General features: G+C 57.2%; 23 protein-coding genes and 3 pseudogenes. 16 read left to right on the top strand and 10 right to left on the bottom strand.

The window, feature by feature from the left end:
* Nucleotides 1-138: 138 nt before the first annotated feature.
* The 3 genes from HQN82_RS24425 to HQN82_RS24415 form a co-directional block, all read right to left on the bottom strand.
* Complete coding sequence (locus HQN82_RS24425; RefSeq protein ID WP_173616214.1) at nucleotides 139-693, bottom strand: CGNR zinc finger domain-containing protein; 555 nt, start codon at nucleotides 691-693, stop codon at nucleotides 139-141.
* A gap of 160 nt (nucleotides 694-853) precedes the next feature.
* Nucleotides 854-1,180, bottom strand: coding sequence for a hypothetical protein (locus tag HQN82_RS24420; protein WP_044460145.1), 327 nt, complete (start codon nucleotides 1,178-1,180; stop codon nucleotides 854-856).
* A 40-nt stretch (nucleotides 1,181-1,220) separates the two neighbouring features.
* A complete protein-coding gene (locus tag HQN82_RS24415) occupies nucleotides 1,221-2,024 on the bottom strand; it encodes an alpha/beta fold hydrolase (RefSeq protein WP_427832753.1) in 804 nt (267 codons plus the stop codon).
* Between the two features lie 260 nt (nucleotides 2,025-2,284).
* Here HQN82_RS24415 and HQN82_RS24410 point away from each other — a divergent pair.
* Nucleotides 2,285-2,683, top strand: a pseudogene (locus HQN82_RS24410) (malto-oligosyltrehalose trehalohydrolase); the annotation flags it as partial.
* A 199-nt stretch (nucleotides 2,684-2,882) separates the two neighbouring features.
* On the opposite strand, the gene HQN82_RS24405 reads toward HQN82_RS24410, so the two are convergent.
* Together HQN82_RS24405 and HQN82_RS24400 are read right to left on the bottom strand one after the other, a co-directional pair.
* A complete protein-coding gene (locus HQN82_RS24405) occupies nucleotides 2,883-3,236 on the bottom strand; it encodes a DUF982 domain-containing protein (RefSeq protein WP_173616213.1) in 354 nt (117 codons plus the stop codon).
* A gap of 185 nt (nucleotides 3,237-3,421) precedes the next feature.
* On the bottom strand, nucleotides 3,422-4,516 hold the full coding sequence (locus HQN82_RS24400) for a nucleotidyltransferase family protein (protein ID WP_173616408.1): 1,095 nt from the start codon (nucleotides 4,514-4,516) through the stop codon (nucleotides 3,422-3,424).
* 449 nt (nucleotides 4,517-4,965) lie between these two features.
* Here HQN82_RS24400 and HQN82_RS24395 point away from each other — a divergent pair, with 449 nt between their 5' ends.
* Nucleotides 4,966-5,331: a Rossmann-fold NAD(P)-binding domain-containing protein gene (locus HQN82_RS24395; RefSeq protein WP_173616212.1), complete on the top strand. Its 366-nt coding sequence runs from the start codon at nucleotides 4,966-4,968 to the stop codon at nucleotides 5,329-5,331.
* A 148-nt stretch (nucleotides 5,332-5,479) separates the two neighbouring features.
* Here HQN82_RS24395 and HQN82_RS24390 read toward each other — a convergent pair.
* Together HQN82_RS24390 and HQN82_RS24385 are read right to left on the bottom strand one after the other, a co-directional pair.
* Nucleotides 5,480-5,602 (bottom strand): annotated as a pseudogene (locus HQN82_RS24390) (zinc-binding dehydrogenase); the annotation flags it as partial.
* Nucleotides 5,603-5,631: 29 nt separating this feature from the next.
* A complete protein-coding gene (locus HQN82_RS24385; RefSeq protein ID WP_427832761.1) occupies nucleotides 5,632-6,543 on the bottom strand; it encodes an NmrA/HSCARG family protein in 912 nt (303 codons plus the stop codon).
* Between the two features lie 117 nt (nucleotides 6,544-6,660).
* On the opposite strand from HQN82_RS24385, the gene HQN82_RS24380 reads away from it, so the two are divergent.
* The 3 genes from HQN82_RS24380 (at nucleotide 6,661) to HQN82_RS24370 (ending at nucleotide 8,749) form a co-directional block, all read left to right on the top strand.
* Complete coding sequence (locus HQN82_RS24380; RefSeq protein ID WP_173616210.1) at nucleotides 6,661-7,095, top strand: winged helix-turn-helix transcriptional regulator; 435 nt, start codon at nucleotides 6,661-6,663, stop codon at nucleotides 7,093-7,095.
* Complete coding sequence (locus HQN82_RS24375; protein WP_173616209.1) at nucleotides 7,049-7,366, top strand: hypothetical protein; 318 nt, start codon at nucleotides 7,049-7,051, stop codon at nucleotides 7,364-7,366. Before HQN82_RS24380 ends, HQN82_RS24375 begins: the two co-directional genes overlap by 47 nt.
* 81 nt (nucleotides 7,367-7,447) lie before the next feature.
* Nucleotides 7,448-8,749 (top strand): MFS transporter, encoded by a 1,302-nt coding sequence (locus tag HQN82_RS24370; RefSeq protein ID WP_234904927.1) that lies wholly within the window; start codon nucleotides 7,448-7,450, stop codon nucleotides 8,747-8,749.
* Between the two features lie 33 nt (nucleotides 8,750-8,782).
* On the opposite strand, the gene ftrA is transcribed toward HQN82_RS24370, so the two are convergent.
* Nucleotides 8,783-9,883 (bottom strand): transcriptional regulator FtrA, encoded by a 1,101-nt coding sequence (ftrA, locus tag HQN82_RS24365; RefSeq protein WP_345791262.1) that lies wholly within the window; start codon nucleotides 9,881-9,883, stop codon nucleotides 8,783-8,785.
* Nucleotides 9,884-9,910: 27 nt separating this feature from the next.
* Between ftrA and HQN82_RS24360 the strand changes: the two genes are divergently transcribed.
* The 4 genes and pseudogenes from HQN82_RS24360 (at nucleotide 9,911) to HQN82_RS24345 (ending at nucleotide 12,701) form a co-directional block, all read left to right on the top strand.
* The gene (locus HQN82_RS24360; protein WP_173616208.1) at nucleotides 9,911-10,291 is read left to right on the top strand and encodes a nuclear transport factor 2 family protein; all 381 of its coding nucleotides are present in this window, start codon (nucleotides 9,911-9,913) and stop codon (nucleotides 10,289-10,291) included.
* 30 nt (nucleotides 10,292-10,321) lie between these two features.
* Nucleotides 10,322-10,921 (top strand): gamma carbonic anhydrase family protein, encoded by a 600-nt coding sequence (locus tag HQN82_RS24355; protein ID WP_173616207.1) that lies wholly within the window; start codon nucleotides 10,322-10,324, stop codon nucleotides 10,919-10,921.
* A gap of 60 nt (nucleotides 10,922-10,981) precedes the next feature.
* A pseudogene (locus HQN82_RS24350) lies at nucleotides 10,982-11,861 on the top strand (LysR family transcriptional regulator).
* A 573-nt stretch (nucleotides 11,862-12,434) separates the two neighbouring features.
* Complete coding sequence (locus HQN82_RS24345; protein ID WP_173616206.1) at nucleotides 12,435-12,701, top strand: DUF1488 family protein; 267 nt, start codon at nucleotides 12,435-12,437, stop codon at nucleotides 12,699-12,701.
* Here HQN82_RS24345 and HQN82_RS24340 read toward each other — a convergent pair.
* On the bottom strand, nucleotides 12,685-12,960 hold the full coding sequence (locus HQN82_RS24340) for a hypothetical protein (RefSeq protein WP_173616205.1): 276 nt from the start codon (nucleotides 12,958-12,960) through the stop codon (nucleotides 12,685-12,687). The two genes, HQN82_RS24345 and HQN82_RS24340, sit on opposite strands and share 17 nt — an antisense overlap.
* On the opposite strand from HQN82_RS24340, the gene HQN82_RS24335 reads away from it, so the two are divergent.
* Nucleotides 12,959-13,195 carry a hypothetical protein gene (locus HQN82_RS24335; RefSeq protein ID WP_173616204.1) on the top strand — a complete coding sequence of 79 codons (237 nt, stop codon included), beginning with the start codon at nucleotides 12,959-12,961 and terminating at the stop codon, nucleotides 13,193-13,195. The genes HQN82_RS24340 and HQN82_RS24335 overlap by 2 nt on opposite strands.
* A gap of 361 nt (nucleotides 13,196-13,556) precedes the next feature.
* On the opposite strand, the gene HQN82_RS24330 is transcribed toward HQN82_RS24335, so the two are convergent.
* Nucleotides 13,557-13,808 carry a hypothetical protein gene (locus HQN82_RS24330; RefSeq protein WP_173616203.1) on the bottom strand — a complete coding sequence of 84 codons (252 nt, stop codon included), beginning with the start codon at nucleotides 13,806-13,808 and terminating at the stop codon, nucleotides 13,557-13,559.
* 195 nt (nucleotides 13,809-14,003) lie between these two features.
* On the opposite strand from HQN82_RS24330, the gene HQN82_RS24325 reads away from it, so the two are divergent.
* The 6 genes from HQN82_RS24325 to HQN82_RS24300 all read left to right on the top strand — a co-directional run bounded on the left by HQN82_RS24325 (nucleotide 14,004) and on the right by HQN82_RS24300 (nucleotide 18,732).
* Nucleotides 14,004-14,144: a DUF4167 domain-containing protein gene (locus tag HQN82_RS24325; protein ID WP_173616202.1), complete on the top strand. Its 141-nt coding sequence runs from the start codon at nucleotides 14,004-14,006 to the stop codon at nucleotides 14,142-14,144.
* A complete protein-coding gene (locus HQN82_RS24320; RefSeq protein ID WP_427832752.1) occupies nucleotides 14,141-15,205 on the top strand; it encodes a fatty acid desaturase in 1,065 nt (354 codons plus the stop codon). Before HQN82_RS24325 ends, HQN82_RS24320 begins: the two co-directional genes overlap by 4 nt.
* 1,042 nt (nucleotides 15,206-16,247) lie before the next feature.
* On the top strand, nucleotides 16,248-16,457 hold the full coding sequence (locus HQN82_RS24315; protein ID WP_173616201.1) for a cold-shock protein: 210 nt from the start codon (nucleotides 16,248-16,250) through the stop codon (nucleotides 16,455-16,457).
* Between the two features lie 296 nt (nucleotides 16,458-16,753).
* Nucleotides 16,754-16,981, top strand: a complete 228-nt coding sequence (locus tag HQN82_RS24310; protein WP_173616200.1) for a hypothetical protein — start codon at nucleotides 16,754-16,756, stop codon at nucleotides 16,979-16,981.
* A gap of 482 nt (nucleotides 16,982-17,463) precedes the next feature.
* The gene (locus tag HQN82_RS24305; RefSeq protein WP_173616199.1) at nucleotides 17,464-17,709 is read left to right on the top strand and encodes a hypothetical protein; all 246 of its coding nucleotides are present in this window, start codon (nucleotides 17,464-17,466) and stop codon (nucleotides 17,707-17,709) included.
* Between the two features lie 132 nt (nucleotides 17,710-17,841).
* Nucleotides 17,842-18,732, top strand: coding sequence for a transglutaminase family protein (locus tag HQN82_RS24300; RefSeq protein ID WP_173616198.1), 891 nt, complete (start codon nucleotides 17,842-17,844; stop codon nucleotides 18,730-18,732).
* Nucleotides 18,733-18,864 lie beyond the last annotated feature (132 nt).

Below are 18,864 nucleotides of genomic sequence, written 5' to 3'. Positions count from 1 at the left end.
TAAATTCTCCATCCACTTCGAAGTCCGCCTGCGGCGCCTAGTTAAAGCGGTATTCCGACGCGCAAGTGATCATTGGTTTTCATCCTGCTTTGATCACGGGTCCGGAATACCGCTGTCTGCTCGTTGCCGCCGTTTGAGTCAACGCCGGGCTCTGTGAGCCATTTTTTTGGCGCGATTGCCGCAGGTGGACATGTCGCACCAGCGCCTTGAAGCGTTCTTTGTCCGGTCGATAAACAGCCAGTGACAATCGTCGGGTGGGCATTGCTTCAGCCGGGAGAGTTCGTCGCCTCGAAGCAGGTCGAGCGCGGACCACGCGATGGTGCCGGTCACGCGATAGGTACCCTCAAAATGCCATGTGCACGGCGTCCCGGAAAGCGAAGCGTGGCGCAGAGACAGCGCAGCAACGTCGCGTATGACGTCCAGATCCAGCCGAGACGGATCGAGATCGTTAGCTATCGCCGATCCCGCGGCACCAATCGCCTTGCGAAGCGCGAGCACCTGCTCGAGCAGTATATCTTGCTCCTGCGGCGATACGACGAAGTCGCCGTCGACCAGGCCGACTTGCTTCGACCATGCCACAACGTCATCGAAGCTTGCCAAATGGTCGAATTCCCGGCTCGTGTTACGCCAACTGATGGTGTTGGAGAGATCAAGGGCGAGATTGCCGGAGACGCGGTGGGGCAGTGACATCATCGTCGCTTTCTTTTCTTGGTCAGCGCGATTGCGCTGGAATGCGCGCCGTTCCCGATGCACAGAGGTGGGACCATCTGGAGACCGGCCGGCCCTTGCTGCGGCCGGGAGATCCCGATTTTCTTGCGGAGTTCCATCACCCTAGGCAGGGCTTGCTCGCGGCTCAACGAAGGCTCGGATCATTCACCAGAATGCGATGCAGCTCGATGCGCTCGGGCAGTTCGATCAGGAACTCGGCGTCGCGATCGAGATGATGAACCTTGACAGGATCGCCCTTTGTAAAGGCGGTCATCGTCTCGATGTCCGGCCAGTAGGAGATAGTCGTGAACCACGTTTCCTCGTCCCGATCCTCCCGAAAAAGCTGGACGCCGAGGGCAATCTCCTCAAGCGGAGGAATGCCCTCGGCTCGCAAATAGGGCTCGTAGCTGTCCGCCACCTCGCGGCGCGTACGGCCGCGCCAGATGCGTGCAATTGTGGGCTTCGTAACCATGCATGTCTCCTCTCGTTGCGGGCTACGTTCAAAGGCGCGATCATCGGAAGGTCCGGGCAAGGAAATCGCGGACGAGCGGCAACGCCTGTTCGAGATGGGTTTCCAGCAGCCAATGCCCGGCCTCGCTGAGAATGTGCAACTCCGCGTCCGGGAGATCGCGCCGGTAAGCTTGCGCCGACGCCTCGGGCATATAGCCGTCCTGCGGGCCCCACACCACCAGGGTCGGAGGGCGGTGCTCACGCAGATAGGCTTGATAGCGAGGGAACCAGTCGAGGTTTTCCTCCAGCTTTTCCATCAGGCGGACTGCCACCATTTTGCGTGTCGGCGTATCCATGAGCGGCCAATGGAGCTTCCAAAGGTCGGGAGGGAAGAGGCTTGCCACTTCTTCAGAGACTTCACCGACGAACTCCTCGCGAAATCCGTCTTCGCTTACGGCCTCCTCGAGAGGGCGGTGCTTCTCGGGCGACTTGTCGGCCCACCACGCTTTGATCGTCTCGTATTTAGGGCCGAGCACGTCTTCATAGATGTCACCGTTCTGGATGATCAGCGCGGCGATCCGCTCCGGGTGGGCTATGGCATGCCGCAGACCAATCTGCGAGCCATAGTCGTGGAGCCAGAGCGCGTAGCGCTCCAGTCGGAGCGCCTCAGCGACGTTTTTGAGCACCTCGGCGTAAGCGTCGAAGTCATATCCGAACTCGGCGGGATCAGGCGTGTCGCTGTAGCCAAAACCCGGCCAATCGAAAGCTACCGTGCGCCACTGATCGGCGAGCGCCGGCATCAGCCTGCGGTACTGATAGGACGAACACGGGTATCCGTGGGGCAGGAGCAGAACGGGCGCGTCCATCGGCCCCGCTTCCCGGAGGAACAGGGAGTGCGTTCCAATGGTCATCTGCCGGTGGGTTATATTGCATCTGTTCACGCGTTCGCTCCTGACAGCTCCCCATCTCCCGGAACCATCATAACTCGTTTAGCCGGTTCCGGTTCCGTCGTCGTGACGCACCGGGTTCGGCCCAGCGCGACCGGGCGGACCTATCAAGACCACGGCTCCCCACGCACGCTTCTCCAGACCAGACGACCATTCAGTCTCGATTTCAAAATGGGAGCATGAAAGACGCAGGGTGGTTCGAGATCACATGTCCAGACGCTGTGGCAGGAACCGAATATTGCTTTGTCCTGACTGACGGACAACGGGTGAAAGACAAGGCTTCGTGGGCGCAGAAGGACGATGTCAATGGACCATCGCTCGTCACCGATCCGGATTGTTACATTTGGCGAAACGTCGGCTGGACGGGACGACCGTGGGAGGAAACAGTAATTTACGAATTGCATGTCGGAACCTTCACGCCGGAAGGGACGTTCGAAGCGGCGGTTGGGAAGCTCCCTCATCTTGCGCAGCTGGGAATTACCATGATTGAGGTGATGCCGGTTTCCCACTTCGGCGGCAACCACGGATGGGGCTACGATGGCACTCTGGTTTACGCTTTTCATGCCGCATACAGCTCTCTGTCAGCGAAGCATGACCGCCGGGCTATTGTTAAAATGAAAGTGCCGCACGAGAGACATGGCCACGCCGCAATATGCCCTTGCCACTAGCCATAGCGTGAACCACAATCCGCGTTTCGGTCGACCCCGCGCGCCGTTGGCCGCACGCGTCGCAAACTGCGATCGTGCCTACAGCTCGCCTGCGGTCAACCGCAAGCGACTAGCCTGGGTGATTATAATTAGACCTATCGGTTGTCCTCGAGCCTTCTTTCGGGGAGAAATTTGTTCTACCTCCCCGTGAGGATGACCCGAAAGATAATGTTTCGTCCTTTTGACGCTGCACAATCTGCGCTTCCTGAGCCGCCTGCAAGAACATGTCGCGAGCCCAGTCTGGGCCTTGACGTCCAGCGAGTGCGGCACGGCAAGCGCTCCTTGCACGTACATAAGCGGGGCCTCTTTTGTCCGGCCATTCATCCAATAGGAAAATGAGAGCATCAAATGGGCCGTCGACGGTGTGTCGACCACCTTCTGTGCTTAAAATCGTTACGGGACTACTCCATCGGGAATTAGACATCAACGTGTTCCTCCAATTCACGTCTAACGGTCGGCTGCACTCCCTGTTCCTCAGACAGACTCAATTATTCTACTCTGACCCGATGCCCTGTCGAGGAGTCCTTGCTGCCGGTTGATCCAGATCATCTTTAGACTCGCGGCGCAGAAGATGGTGAAAGCTCCTTACAACATTCTTGATCTCGACGTTTATTCGCCAAACGGAAGTTCAATATCTTCGCGGTTTCTATTTGCGCCCTCGATTAGGACCGCTTTGAGCCGGTCCGCATCTGTTTCCGGCAGCATCCCCGCCCCAACGCGGATAGCTTCTTGCCACGCCGGCCCACGCTCCCATGCTTCGTTGTAGACGAGGGCCAAATCGGCAGATCGCCTTGTCTGCTGCAGTGCCTCAAAAAGCAGCGCGGCTTGACGAATGTCCTTCTCTCGCTTCGCTGGCCCTTGCCCGTCAGTGTGACGGCGGCTAGCGACTATGAGCTTGTGGACCGCATATCGAGTTGGATCGGGGACAACGACTGGGATGCCGCTTCGGTGGAGCAGTGTTGTCCTTACGGGTTCCCTTATGAGAAAATCGAGAAAGCGTAGTGGATCCGCGCTGGCACCGCCGAGCGCGGGCATCTTCGCCGGCTGATCGGTGTAGTCGTCCGAGCCGCGGTTCGATGTCAAGAATTCCACCCTGTAGCCGCCGGCATTCTGAAATGCCGACGAAGCCGCTGACCCCGATCTATGGGGAACGGGCCGGAAACTGGCGTCGACCTCCCGCAGCAACTCCAGGATCGGAGGCAGACTATCTTCAACCTCTCGACTGATGGCATAATCTTGAGCGATATCCGCATCGCCGGTCAGTATGGCAGCCATGGGAAGGCGCACGCCCAGCAGCCCCGAATAGCATTGAAAGGCCACCGTGCCGATGAGAACGCCACGAAGTCGAAAGAGACCACCATTGGCCAGAGCTTCGACGATATCGCCCGACATCACGTCGGGGGAAATCATGCCGCCTTCGCGGGTCAGGGTATTTACCAACCGCCTGCGAGCGCGGAGATCGTCCTTGTCGCGCTTATGATCAGATACGCGCTGCGCTATATCCGGATCGTCAGCAGGGCCGACATAACGACGTTTCGTACCACCGTGTCCATCCGGGATGTCAAAATACCAATACTTTCGTCCCTTGATGTTCGCCGGGGTGAATCGACCCTCCGGAGGGAAATCGGCCGTCCAGGCGGCGTCGAGCGAGCGCTGACCTAGCTCGGCGAGCATAGTTTGGTACATGAGATCAACGGATTTCATAAGCTCGATTCCGACGTTATACTGTTTTTCAAAAACAGTATAACGCTCAAGAGGAGAGCGCAAGGGACCTCGTTAAATAAGCAAGCCCCATCTCAGTTGAACAAGCGCGAGCTGTAGAGCCAAGGCACCAAGTGGCCGAGAAATCAGCGCAGAGACTGACAGGGAGGTGCTGCAGATAACGCTGGCTTGCGATCGAACACTTCTCTCGAAAGTGCGATTGTCGTTGCTTGAGCAGTTTTCGAATATCTGTAGAAGAGTTCGCTTAATTGATAATCGACGCGACCTGAACTAAGGGCGTTTCCGATTGGCTCATGAGGACAGCCCTCAGGCGGCCAGGGCAAGGGGATATCCGGCCAGCTGTGAGAATTTCTGGGCAATTTCGAATGCGGTACCGTGGTCGATTTCCATCTCATCCAGAAACTGGTGCCAATCGCTGGGCCGCAGCTCATGTGGACGACGTGGCAAAGCTCTACATGCTGGCGGTCGCGCGCGCCGAGCCTGGCGCGCGCTATCATGCTGTCGCCGAAGAAGGCGTTGTCGCGCGCGAGATCGCCGAGGTTGTCGCCAGCGGACTTGGACTTCCTACCGCCTCCCTCACGAAAGAAGAAGCAGAGACCCATTTCGGCTGGTTCGCCATGTTCGCAGCGGCGGACATTACGGCTTCGAGCGCGCTGACGCGGCAGAAGCTAGGGTGGCAGCCGAGTGGTCCCAGCTTGCTCACTGACCTCAAAAACAATGACTATTCGGGACGCAGGCCTGAGTTCGGAAATACTGACTACGATCGGAGCACAAGACCGACCGCGCACGCGCAGTGAACCTGGAGCGCAGCAAGATCTACCAGATTGTTGGACCGCCAGCTCGCTTTGTCACCAGGCATGTGCGGGTCGGCCTCATAGCGAGGTCGTCGTTTCCCAATTAAGACGACATTGCCTCATCAGGTTTATGTCGATGGGCGGGAGGATTTTATATCTCGGTGACGATCTTGCCAACGTGGGATCCCAACTCCTCGTACCGGAACGCCTCCGCCAGTTCCTCAAGCCTGAAACTACGGTCGATGACCGGCCTGATGACATGCGTGGCCAGAAACTCGACGAGGTCAGCCTAGACTTGCCAACTTAGCGCAGGGCCACCTCGGTCTTCTCATCCTTGAGCGCTTTTATAAAATGCGATTTTCCAGTCCCCTCGAGCCATTCCTCGAGCGAAGTCAGATGACCAAATTCCCGCTCGAGGTGGGGGATATCTGCTGCCCCCGCGAGCAAACCGGAATCCAGAAGTTCGGCAAGGCGGTTGAGGAAAGGATTTTGGGCGAGCAAGTCTTCAGGAAAACGGTTATAGACGATCGCTTTCCCCGCTGCTTTTGTGAAGGCCTGTTCAATTTCCTTGCCGGTCACAGATGCACCTGCCAGTTCGATCGCCTTCCCGGCAAAACGATCCGGAGCAATCAGGATGTCGGCGTTGATCCGGCCGAGGTCGTCCACCGCGATCATCTGCATGGACTGCTCCGGCCGCATGAAGAACGTGAATTCGCCCTGTGGGAGCCCCATGCCGGGCAGAAGCATCATCTCCATAAAGCTTGCCGGACGCGTTATCGTACTCCTTATCGGAAGGCTTCGCACATAAGCTTCAATTCGGGACTTGCTGTCGAAATGTCCCATTCCTGTCGGACCCTTTCCCGCCGCCCCGCCGGAAGAATAGACGAGATGCCCGACGGCCTGCCGAAGTGCGCTGTCTGCAATCGCCTTGCCTTGCCAGACTTCCTGCTCATCCGTGATCTCACCTGCCGGTGAACTGGTCTGGACACTGAACACGCCGACAATTCCGGCCATTGCCCGGTCGATCGAGGCAGAATTAAACAGATCGCCAATTACCAGGGAAATACCTTCGGCCACCAGAGCCCTCGCTTTGACGTTTTCGGGATTGCGAACAAAAGCCCGCACCTGTCTCCCCTTCGCTTTCAGTGCGCGCGCAACCGCCCCCCCTTGTTGCCCTGTCGCGCCAAAAACGAGAAATTCTCCAGTGTGATCCACTTTAGTTACCATCCGTAATTAATGACGGTTATCAAATGATACTGATTGCAAACCGGCGCAAGACGGCACATTTTTGATCGTTGGTTACATCGTCATAACCATTGAAGGAGTTCGTTCTTGCCGCGTGAAATCAATGGCCGTCCTGTTATCGAAACCGCGCGGGGGCCTGTCCTGACGCCATGCGCTCCCGGTAGCGTCCTGGCCCGTCTCGGCGACAAATGGACTATTCTGGTCGTATCCATGCTCGCTCTGTCGCCTGATGCACCGATGCGGTTCGGCGCACTCCGACGCGGCATCCCGGACATTTCGCAGCGGATGCTGACGCTAACACTTCGTAGTCTTGAGCGGGACGGTCTTGTTGCGCGTCATTACTATCCTGAAGTGCCGCCGCGGGTTGAGTATGAATTAACGGCTCGCGGCAGATCAATGCTAGAACCGTTGGCTGCCTTCACAGGCTGGATTAGGGATACCTGGCAAGACATTGAGGCCTCGCGGAAGGAATTCGATGAAGTTGAACGAAGCGGAACAAGCGCCAGGACGCCTTCGCAGTGAAGATGCAGCGGGGGCCAAACTGCTACCGCTGCCCGAGCGGCTGCGAACTGCCCCGAAGAGGCACCGCGAGACTACCGCGCGGGGTGCCGGCCGCCTCATGGCTTTCGTTCAGGAAGGCGGGTACATCATCGCAAGCATCATGCCGTTTACGGTCGGCTGGCTGCGCGGGCATTCGGACGATTTGTCAAAAGCCTGCTTCATGATAGCTGTCGGGATCGGCCTGCTTATCGGGTTTGCAATGCGATTTTCTCCCGAAGGACGCATTGATTGAGAGCGTTTGCGAACGGGCGATCTCAGCGCTCGACGTTGCAAAAACCATTTCGTCTGATTTAAGAGAATGGAAGTTTCGCGAATGCGGTTTTGCCGCTTCGACGACAGGAGTGTTGAGGGTGCGATGAAGCAGGAAAAACAACGGCTGAACTACGTCCTGTTTCTGGTTGCGGGATCAGGACTGGTGACCATCGCACGCGCAATGACGCTCTCATTCCTGGCCATCAAGCTGCAACAGTCGTTCGGGCTCGGTCCAGCCGTTATCGGTGCGCTGCTTGGTATTGGTCCGCTCTTGGGGGCTGTCGCGGCTCCTTTCGCGGGTTCCATGTCGGACAGGGTCGGTCGCAGGACTATGCTGACGCTTGCCCTTCTTTCCATGGCGCTTGCGTTGATCGGCATGGGATTGGCCGAAACCGTCATCGCCTTTTGCTTTGCCCAGATCGTTGCCGCAGTCGCGCTTGCGATCTACGAGCCGATATCGCGCGCGCTGATGAGCGACGTGTGCCCGCAGCCTCTGCGCCTCAAATATTTCTCATGGCGCTACACCGCAACGAATGCCGGCTGGGCCGTCGGCCCGCTGATCGGCATTGCCGCGGGCGCGGCCTCCACCACTCTTTTCATCATTGCAGGCGCTGTCTATGTGGCGTTCGCCACCGCCTTGCACCTGTTGCATGTGCCCATTTATCAACGTGATGAGGTTCCTCAGGCAACCGCGCCCGTCCCATTGCTGGAGAGCCTGAGGGCGGCGATCTGCGATCCCCGGCTGGCCTTCTTTGTTGGTGGCGGCACCCTGCTGATGGCGGTTTATGGCCAGTGGTCAGCGACGCTCGCTCCGTACCTCACCAGTCATGTCGCGGGAGGTATCGAAATTTATGCCTATCTCGTTTCGATCAATGGCGCAGTTGTGCTGATTGGAAATCCATTTGCCCGCAGGTTTCTCGAACGCGCGGGCGCTCTCAACGGTCTCGTGATCGGCTGCATTTTGTTTGCCTTGGGTGAAATCGGCTTCATGGGCGCCGCCGGGTTTTGGGGGCTTGCGATTGCAATGGTTGTCTTCACGATCGGAGAGATTCTGGTTGTGCCCTGCGAATACATGCTGGTCGACGGAATTGCGAACGACCGCAACAGGGGCAGCTATTTTGGTGCTCATTCATTCTCGACCGTCGGCAACTTCATCGGACCGACACTTGGCGGTGCCATGCTTGGTGCTTTTGGCGGGGCTGGCATGTTCCTGCTGTTTGCCGGTTTCGCGGGGCTCAGCGCCATCTTGTTCGCCGTTGGAACGCGAATGCCGCCTCCGAAAGTGGCAGCACAGCAATCCCCGGCGGGTTCGTCGGATTCTACCGTCGAGCCACATACCCGAGGTATGTCTCTTGTCGCATGAATCAGCCAGTCGCGGGGTCGGTGTTCACCTCAATCAGACCGGAGAAATTTGATTGGTGCGTTTGAGGCGCGTCTGGTTATTTACCGGGCGTTGGGCAAAACGATTACGGTAAATCACGGGACTAACACCGTAATATCGACCAAACTGAAGTCTCAGGTTTTCGGCGCTTCCGAGGCCGGTCACACTGGCAATCTCATCAGGTGCGGTCGTGCTGGTTTCGAGCAGGATGCGGGCTTGTTCCAGCCGCTCCCTCAGGATCCACTTGAGCGGGGATAAACCGGTCAGGGACTGAAAGCGTCGCTGGAAAGTACGCTCGCTCATGCCGGCGTGACGGGCGAGAGAACTGATTGCGTGCGGATCCTGGAGGTTGGCCAGAATGTGATCGAGGGTCGACAACAGCCGATCGGCCTCTCGCCTCATTGGCACGGGCCGCTCGATGAATTGAGACTGGCCGCCCTGTCGATGGCTGTACATCACCAGGCGACGCGCCACGCTGTTGGCGAGCTCTGCCCCGAAATCCGCCCGGACGATATGCAGGCACAGATCGATGCCTGCCGAACTGCCCGCCGATGTCAGGATGTCACCCTCATCGACATAGAGACAGGTCGCGTCGACCTCGATAGCGGGATATCGGCGGGCCAGATGCTCGGCGAAACGCCAATGCGTCGTGGCACGGCGGCCATCGAGCAAGCCAGCAGCTGCCAGCACGAAGGCGCCGCCGCAGATGGAGACGATCCGGGCGCCGCCCCGATGAGCGCGGACCAGGGCGTCACATATCTGGTCGGGCACAGGCGCATCGGGCCCGCGCCAACCGGGAACGATGATGGTTCCGGCCTGATACAGATCGGCTTCAGTGCCTGTCGCAGTAATCGCCAGACCACCGCAGGCTTGAAGAACCTGATCCTCCAGCGAGACAGATTTGAACTGGTACCAGTCGGGTCCTGCCTCCGGGCGATGCAGTCCGAAAACCTCGGCCGTGATGCCGAACTCAAAAGTACAGAGCCCATCATAGACGAGGCTGACCACACGCTTGTTTGCAGGAATGGATTGGATCTCATTTTTTGGCATGAATGCCGTCTTATCTGGCAATTCTGCCACTGGCAACTCGCCTTGCCGGCGTGCGACACGGGTCACTCGCAAACAATCCACGGAGAAAGCGCGATGAACCGCGATACCGAGCTGCTAAACGCAATACAAACTTACTTCGATGCCCTTTACGCCTGCGATCTCGTGCTTTTCGACAAGGTCTTTCACCCCGCCTGCAGCCTGTTCGACACGGACGAAGGCGCAATTTCGGTGGACCCGATCGCCGACTATCGGCAAGCAATTGAAAAGCGTGAAGCCCCCGCAAGCCGCTCGCAGGATCGCGAAGACGAGATCATCCTGATCGACTGGCTTTCGCCGGCTGCTGCCACTGTAAAGGTAAGGTTGCGGATTCACGCCAATGTCTTTGTTGATCATCTCTGCTTCGTAAGGGGCGTTGAGGGATGGCGGATCGTCGCCAAGGTCTGGCATCTCGAAAGTATACGGGCACTGTCGTAGCGCCAAAACCAAGACAGGAGATCAAGAACCATGATTTCATCGTACGAAGGTCGATCACCATCAGTCGATCCGGAGGCTTGGGTTGCCGAGGACGCGACGGTCTGTGGCGATGTTGTTGTTGGTGCAGGTAGCAGGATCATGCATGGCGCTCGCCTGGTGGCGGAAGCTGGCGGCTCCATCCGCATTGGACGCAACTGCATCGTGTTCGAGAACGCGGTCATCCGCGCCACCAGCCGCCATGACTGCTCCGTTGGCGACCATTCTATCGTTGGTCCGAACAGCCATGTGGTCGGCGCCCAGATCGATGCCGAAGTTTTTGTCGCCACCGGAGCTGCCGTGTTTCACGGGGCGCAAATCGGACATGGATCGGAAGTCCGTATCAACGCAACCGTGCACCTGAGAACGCGGTTGGAACCGGGCTCGACCGTGCCAATCGGATGGGTCGCTGTCGGTGACCCCGCGCAGACCCTGTCGCCGGATCAGCACGAAGCCATCTGGGAAATTCAGAAGACATTGGATTTTCCTGGCTTCGTCTATGGCGTGGATAGAAGCGCGCCCGATGTGATGAAAACAATCACCTCGGGCTTGTCAGACGCTCTTGGAGTTCATCGGAGCGAAAGCGGTTGTTGATGTCGCGGCCGTATCGCGCGGCGCGCGTCGGCCCCGCCTGTTGTATCAGGCAGTTTGCGCATGCCAAGAACGGGATTGCGGCTTCCCGTTCCAGCGCCTGTCGTGGCGCGTGAACGAAGCTTCACCAAGGCTGCCGCTGAGCTGGGGATGTCCCAGTCAGGCCTCAGCCATTCAATCCGGGCTCTGGAGACCCGGCTTGGGGTTCGCCTGCTGACCCGGATAACCCGCAACGTTTCGCCAACAGCAGAGGGCGATTGCTGAATTCGATCGCTCCCCGATCCGAGGAAATTGCGGGCGATCTGTTTTCGATCACGGAACTTGGGGACAAGCCCGCCGGCCTCATCCGCATCACTGGCGAGGACTATGCAATCGATGCAGTCCATTTGGCCTAACTCGAGAGGGTTCTGCACCAGTATCCAGACATTAAGGTCGAGTTCATCGTCGACTACGGTCTAACTGACATTGTCGCGGAACGCTTCGACGCCGACGTCCGGCTGGAGGGGATTGTATCCCAAGGCATGATCTCGGTTTCCATAAGTCCAGACCAAGGGATGATTGTCATTGGCAGCCCAACGTACATAGAGAGGCACGGCATCCCAGCGACGCCCCAGGAACTTATTCCAAGTCAATGCATAGACCTGAGCCTCCCAACGCGTGGCGGGACTTACGCATGGAAGTTTAAAAAGGATGGTTAGGAAATTAGGGTCCGGGTGGATGGACAAGTCATCTGCAACGGCATCAGGCAGATTATGAATACGGCTTTCAGCAGGTATGGTTTCGGGTTCGTCCCGGACGGCCTAGCGATGCCAGACATAGAATCTGCTCGGCTAAAGCAGGTTTTTCGAACTGGTGCCCGTCATACCCTGGCTACCACCTATTCTACCCGAGCCACAGACAGTCGTCCGAAGTATTCAAGGTTTTCCTTGAGGCGCTCAGGTAGAGATGACGGATTTCCTCTTCAGCATGTGGGCCGCAACAAAGCTGGCGCGAGTGCTAAGGTCTTGAAGGAAGCTGAACTCCCCGCCTGCTCTTTGTTCACGTCCATGCCCGAAATCCTTTCCCTTTTTGGTTTTCGAGCTTAGTTGTCAACGGTCTTTGGTTATGGCTCCGGACGTCTTTACCCGACCTTCCCCTTGTAATCCGGTATTTCAACACGATGTAGATGGTAGTGACGGCTCGTCATCAGGGCGCTGTCATCAAGGGTGCTAAACCTTGCCCCAACAAAGGAGGACGTGATGTCTTCCAATCCAGCAGCACCGCATATCGAATCCGCCCGGTTCAAGTTGGTCAGGAAAGTCTCGATTTCAACCGGCCTCCCGGGATCCGAGTCGGAGGCGAGTTCCAACATGAAACGTGACGCCTCGCCCTTATCCGAGTTCCGCAGCGGTGTAACGACCAAATCGCCTCTCCTGAATTCTCTCGCCAAGCGGCAACAGTCATCGACGCGAGCAAGCCTCGATTCCCATCCCAAGTGCGGCCCTGTTGATCTATGGCAAGATGAGGGTGGGCGCTAATGGGCATCTCGTTCCCGAACGAAGCTCGTAGTTTTGACGATAGAAATCGCTGTGTCCGTTTTACCGGATACGACGGGATATTAGAGATCAAATTCTACCTAGCGACCGAAGTCTTGGCCTGTGAGAAGTCTCATCGAACTACCAGCGAGGCAGACTACCTGGCGTCCTTCGACGCGTTACGACCAAGAATTCTGAAAGCTGCGATCTCTGCTTATTCAAAAGCCCGATCCGGCGCCATTATGCTTGATCTTACGCATTTTCGTTGAGCAACCTTGATTCTGAAAGGATATGATTGTGCATCATCCAGCCAAATCCGTTCCACCGCTCCAACCAGAAGCAGCGAAAAATGTGCTTGTGAGCGAATTCGCGAAAAGGTTTCGCCTCGGTCAGGTGGAGGAGAACCGATTGCGGAAGCTTCTGGGCCCCATCGCCAGGGAAATAGACCTCCTCCGGAATGCCGGCAGATAGAGGATTGGCCCGCCACAGAGCATTCCAGTAGTCTCCCGACAGGAATGGTGCCGTCATGAAGACAACAGTGAAAAGCATCACGATCGTTCGACCGTTCCAGCTTCCCGGAATGGCGCAACCTCATCCACCGGGCGTGTTCGAGCTTCAGATTGATGAGGAGCCCATCGACGTCACATGGGAGGCTTATTATACGACAATGACCTTGCTCCTTAGCTCCAACGGGCGTACCGAGGCGTGGCCGATATCGAGGGAAGAACTTGAAAAAACGCTGGCGCCGTTTATCGCCCCTTGAGCGGCCTCGAGTCTCGTCAGACCCAACGAACTGATAAAGGTGGAAAATTTTCTCCTGCAAGCTAGGCTTCTCTTAACAGACGGCAGGATACGAACGCCAAGGTCCGAAAACCGTGAAGCCGGTGCGTTCCGGCCGCGTCACGGATGCTGCGTAATTGTCGCAGCCGAGCCAGGATAAGATGACTGCGCCGCAGATACGTTCCCAGCCCTTGCGGCTCCTCAGGACCGTACCGACAGCACAGCAGCAACACTGATACACTCCGATCTTAGCGGCGAGATTAAGGAGGCCACCATGACCTCGACCACGCCAGCGTGAGAACAATTCTCAAGCCACAGGGTCGTCTTGATCTCGGGCATGGACATCAAAAAACCATCAGGATAACCCGGTCGGCGAAATCGCATTTAATTATGCCGAAGCGGAGCAGCTGGATCGTCTGCTCCTCCTGAACCTTCACTTTACTGGGGAAACACTGTCGATACAGGTTCATCCCGATGATGCTACCGCCAAGCCGATGGGGATGGAGCGGCAAGAGCGGTGCCGACACGGGAGTCCAGACACCATCAAACGGCCGCAATGCCGCGGTAGACGGCAGCGGAACCGCGATGCGCTCCAAAGGGCGATACCATTGGCGAGTTTGCCAATATTAGTCGCTGGCAATTAATCCCGAAATCACGACTTTTATGGAGCAAGCCTCATGACGGCTTGAATTGTTCTTTTGAAATTACCACACCGAAATTCTACTCCGTCTGCCAGCAGCCGTGCTCGGGCGACCGCGAATACGACAGTGATATCGAGCCCGCAGAACCTAATGAGACGGCATGAACAGTATATGGTTTCAGCGCGAGAAGCCGCCCAAGCCGGTGACCGGGTCGAGGCGGAAAACCTCTATCAGCACGCTGAACACTTTTATCGCACGGCAGCCCTGCAGAAAGCCGGCGCGCAAAGATGATGGTGGAAACAAAGTCATCCACGGACCAAGGCTCGGACGAAAAGGCCTGGCTTAAAATCCTCGCTAAATATCGCACGCCGCATGCGGGCCGTAGCGTGTTCGAGTTGGCCGTCACAGCAATCCCTTTTGCCGCTTTCTGGACGCTGACCTGCTTGGCGGTTCATTACGGCTTCTGGTGGGGCCTGATCCTGATCGTCCCGGCGGCAGGATTCCTGCTGCGGCTGTTCATGATCCAGCATGATTGCGGCCACGGCGCCTTCTTTGCACGCAGGCGCTTCGATGACTGGACAGGACGCGTTCTTGGCGTCCTCACGCTGACTCCCTATGACTATTGGCGCAGGGCGCATGCCACGCATCACGCGTCGGCCGGCAATCTCGATGAGCGCGGTGTCGGAGATATTACCACTCTTACCGTGACGGAATATTATGGTCGGTCGCGCTGGGGACGGATTGGATATCGCCTTTATCGGCATCCAATAGTGATGTTTGGCATCGGCCCGGCCTGGCTTTTCCTCTTCCAGCAACGCCTACCGATGGGGATGATGCATGATGGCGTGCTTCCCTGGATATCGACGATGGCTACCAACGCTGCGGTGATGGTGATCGCCGCGCTCCTGATCTGGGCGATCGGCCCCGTCTCCTTTCTAGTCGTCCACCTACCGATTGTCCTTCTCGCGGGTTCGATTGGCGTGTGGCTATTCTACGTGCAGCATCAATTCGAGGAAACGCACTGGTCGAAGGAGCCGGATTGGCAGTTTCCAAAGGCCGCCCTGCACGGTGCTTCGCACTATGACCTGCCGCGTCCTCTGCGCTGGTTGACCGGCAACATCGGCATTCACCACGTGCACCACCTCTCAAGCAAAGTCCCCTACTATCGCCTCCCCGAGGTCCTACAAAATCACCCGGAACTCGGCGAAATCGGCAGGATCACGCTGTGGCAGAGTCTGCAATGCGTGAAGCTAGTCCTGTGGGACGAAGGAAGCCGGCGCTTGGTCTCGTTTCGTGAAGCGGCTGCCATCGCGACGGTCAATCGGGGTGCTCACCGACACAGCCCGGCATAGATCTAAAGATTTTTGCAACGGAAATTGCGCGGCGCAGCATTCGCACCAAAGGCGAACACGTGCCCATGAGGTGTAAAGGAGAACGATGAGCCACAGCACATAGATACGCGCCTGTTGATTAAGCGAAGAAACTTCGGTTCGAACTACTGTTTGCGGAAAACGCGACCATCCTCGCTCCCAAAACGCTGTTCGTCGTCCTGCACGGCCGCGCGCCTTCCTTTTTCCGCAACCGCGGCGGGCGCACAACGCCAACCTGTGTTTCAACTGGCTTGAACCAAGCGATCATCCGCGATGCCAGTGAAGTTCTGTCAGTCCGCGAGATGATAGACCAAGTCGACGAGTCACACGGTTGGATCGTGACAAGATCTTCATTACCGGACTGTGTCGCCGGCGCGATCATTGTCGGGCGTCCTTATGGAACCGCCTCAGGCGTAGAGCGGGCTTTCGAGCAGATGCGAGACAGAACGTGCGAGCGTCCCAGATACAGTCGCGCTCGTGACCGCAGCGTCCTGCTAAGGGCCAAGATAGCATCTCCATCTGGCACGGAGCACATGACCAGGCGGTATAGCCAGTCAACGCCGAGCAGATTGCCCTTCAATGGGCCGACGTGCAGCACTCGTCTTCGACGTACAGGATGCGATCGATCCATCAATAGCGATAGTCGTAAGATCTGGCTCGATGAGAGCGACAAGCCCGGTATCGAGACCAATCTCATCAAGGGCATGGCGCACGATGTACCCTTGCCATTAACAGCTAAAGCTCCTTTGGAAAATCCAGCCGCCGCTGGAGGCCCGAATTTTTTCGACCGCACGAGAGGCTGGTTGCGCGACACAGGTTCGATACGACCAAGGCAGCAGGATCTTGGAACAAAAACGAGATAGGTATTGCAAAACCAAAAATTGAGCTTATATATTGTTAATCGACCAATGCTTGTGACGTCGTTCCAGAGCTTTATGCTCCCGTCGGATTTCCTCTCCAATAATCGATCTTATCCCGCACGGCATCGCGGGAACCACAACGATTGCTTTTAAAGGAAATCGTTATGAACACTGGTACTGTAAAGTGGTTTAACTCCACCAAAGGCTTCGGCTTCATTCAGCCTGACAATGGCAGCACGGATGTCTTCGTGCACATGTCTGCCGTCGAGCGCTCCGGTATGCGTTCGCTCTCGGACGGTCAGAAGATCACTTACGACATCGTCGAGGACCGCAAGTCCGGCAAGAGCTCTGCCGACAACCTTCAGGCGGCATAGTAACGTCATTCGCACCGCTGACCACGGATGTACTGGCAGCAAAGCTGAATGACTGTGAGAGGTCGGGCTCATATCCGTCCTTTTGTTTTTTCCGCCACAGAGATTGGCAATTTTGATCTCCGGAGCGTCCGCACGGATGAGTCCAGTTTCGACCGCTCCGTGGCTTAAGCGGCGTGGCAGTCAGGAATGACAGTAGCCTGCCCAAACGGCGAGGCAGGCATGTGGCAGACATAATAGCCGCATCACTAGGCATCGCTGTCTCTCCGACGGCCTTACCCAAACGAGAGGAGGACGCGATGTCTTCCAACGAGTATTCCGCCTACGTTTCACAAAATCTGGCTCGTTCCAGTCCATTCGGATATCACGAACAAGCGACCCTTCGCGCGCTTCTCGAGACCGTGGTCACCCGAGCCGCTCAGCGAATCCTGCCCGTGGCGGCGCTGAGTGCCCTTCCAAATTTCGGCATCGACGGAAAAACCCGCATGCGGGCGATAGTACAAGGTAAGACGCTCCTCCCCGTTTAGCATAGTTCCTTCGAGAAAAACGCCGACCCAAATCGCTCCAGCTTAAACAGCGGCGACATTTATCCGGCGCCCAAGGATAGGCCCATGGCCAACGGCCAAGCGTAGCAACCGCGAAATCCGTAAACCGGAGAAAGTCAAGACCGCGACAGTGACACCCGCGCCCTCTGGCTCGCAGGTCAAGCTCACACGCGGCCATACGGCGAGTGCCAGTAAGAAATAGCTCGTCGTTGTCACGCCAATACAATCGCAAAGGGCGCGATAACGCGCTCACTCGAGGACAAAATGACAAACTATACCACCCCAAAATCGCCAGAGTCGCTATTTCGCGTACTTGGCGCCGAAGCCGGTTCCAGTGCCGAAAAGCTCTTGAACCTTCGAAAACGGATGCAACTGCGGAAGCGCGAACTGCGCGACAGCGAACGAGCCGTCCGAGATGCCACCCGTCGCCTCCGTCATTCTCTCGCAACCGCGAGGGTGCAAATGTGACCCAGTTCGATTATACGGGCGGAGCTGGACTTTACGCCGGCAAGTCGAAAGCTGGAATAAGCGGCCCTCGCTATCGGCGGTTCGAGACAGCTGCCGAAGCCCTCCGTTTCGCCGTAGAGGACATGCCAAACAGTCAGCAACGTGGCTCTATGTTGGAGATTGACGAGGCACGTTTTGATCAGAACCAGATTCGCGCGCTCTATGACGCGCCGGGCTACCCACTTTCACGCCGGCTCGCCTGATCGGCGACAGCTCTGGGACGCCGGCATAGGCTTTGATCTGCGACGCTCAGAGAACCGCGATCGCCGTCGCAGCTATGCCTTTGCCCTGTCTCAGGGCAAAGGCATAGCCATCAGCTTTTAGGGTCTGTTGCTATGCCGATGCTCAACATTCATCATCGTACAACTTATATTTTTCGAGAGAAGGTGTCGCTGTCGCCGCACCGCCTTATGCTCAGGCTACGTGAAGGACGCGAGCTCAGGTTGCTGAGCCATGAGATTTCCATTTTCCCCGAGGCTGAGCTGAGCTGGTCTAATGACGTGTTCGGCAATGCGATCGCCTCAGCGACATTCCAGACACCAAGCGTGAGTTTGGTAGTGGACAGCATGGCGGCCGTGAATTTGACGGCGGCTGAATGGCCCGTCTTCGACATTGCGGTGTCGGCAATCAACTATCCCTTTCTGTACACCGACAGTGATTGGACTGATCTCGGTGCGCTTACGGTTCAGCAGTACGAAGATAGCGACTGCCGGCTTGCGACATGGGCACGCGGTTTCGTCGCTGGCACGCCGACCGATACACTGTCCCTTCTCAAGGATATCAGCTTTGGTATTACCTCATCTATCTCTTACCAGAGCCGGGAAGAGGAAGGCACGCAGGCGCCGTTGACCACGGTCGATCGGGGTTGGGGTTCTTGCAGAGACTTTGCCGTGTTGTTCGTGGAGGCAGTGCGCAGCCTCGGCTTTGGCGCCCGGATCGTCTCGGGCTATCTGTTCAATCCAGACAGTTCACTCATTGGGTCGACGAACCACGGATCGACGCACGCCTGGGCAGAGGTCTTCGTTCCCGGCGCTGGCTGGATTACATTTGATCCGACGAACCGTAGTATAGGTGGTGCCAACCTGATTCCGGTCGCTGTGACGCGCGACATCGCGCATGCAGCGCCGGTTTCAGGTAGTTTCACCGGCGCTACAGACGCATTCCTGTCGATGGACGTGGTCGTAGAAGTCAAAACGCTCGACCCAGCTTTAGTCGCGCGACTATAGAACGATCGGATCGAGGTGGCTCAATCGTCACCTTGTGGCGCTTCTCGATCTCGACGGGACGAGAACCATCGGCCCCCTTGTACGTGAGCATCGCCTCCGTTATCCCGCGCATGCCAAAAAACAGATGCCTGA

Source organism: Agrobacterium pusense, assembly GCF_013285525.1.
GTDB lineage: Bacteria > Pseudomonadota > Alphaproteobacteria > Rhizobiales > Rhizobiaceae > Agrobacterium > Agrobacterium pusense.
The sequence above is the reverse complement of the archived record's forward strand: the minus strand, read 5'-3'. Positions and strand labels throughout refer to the sequence as shown.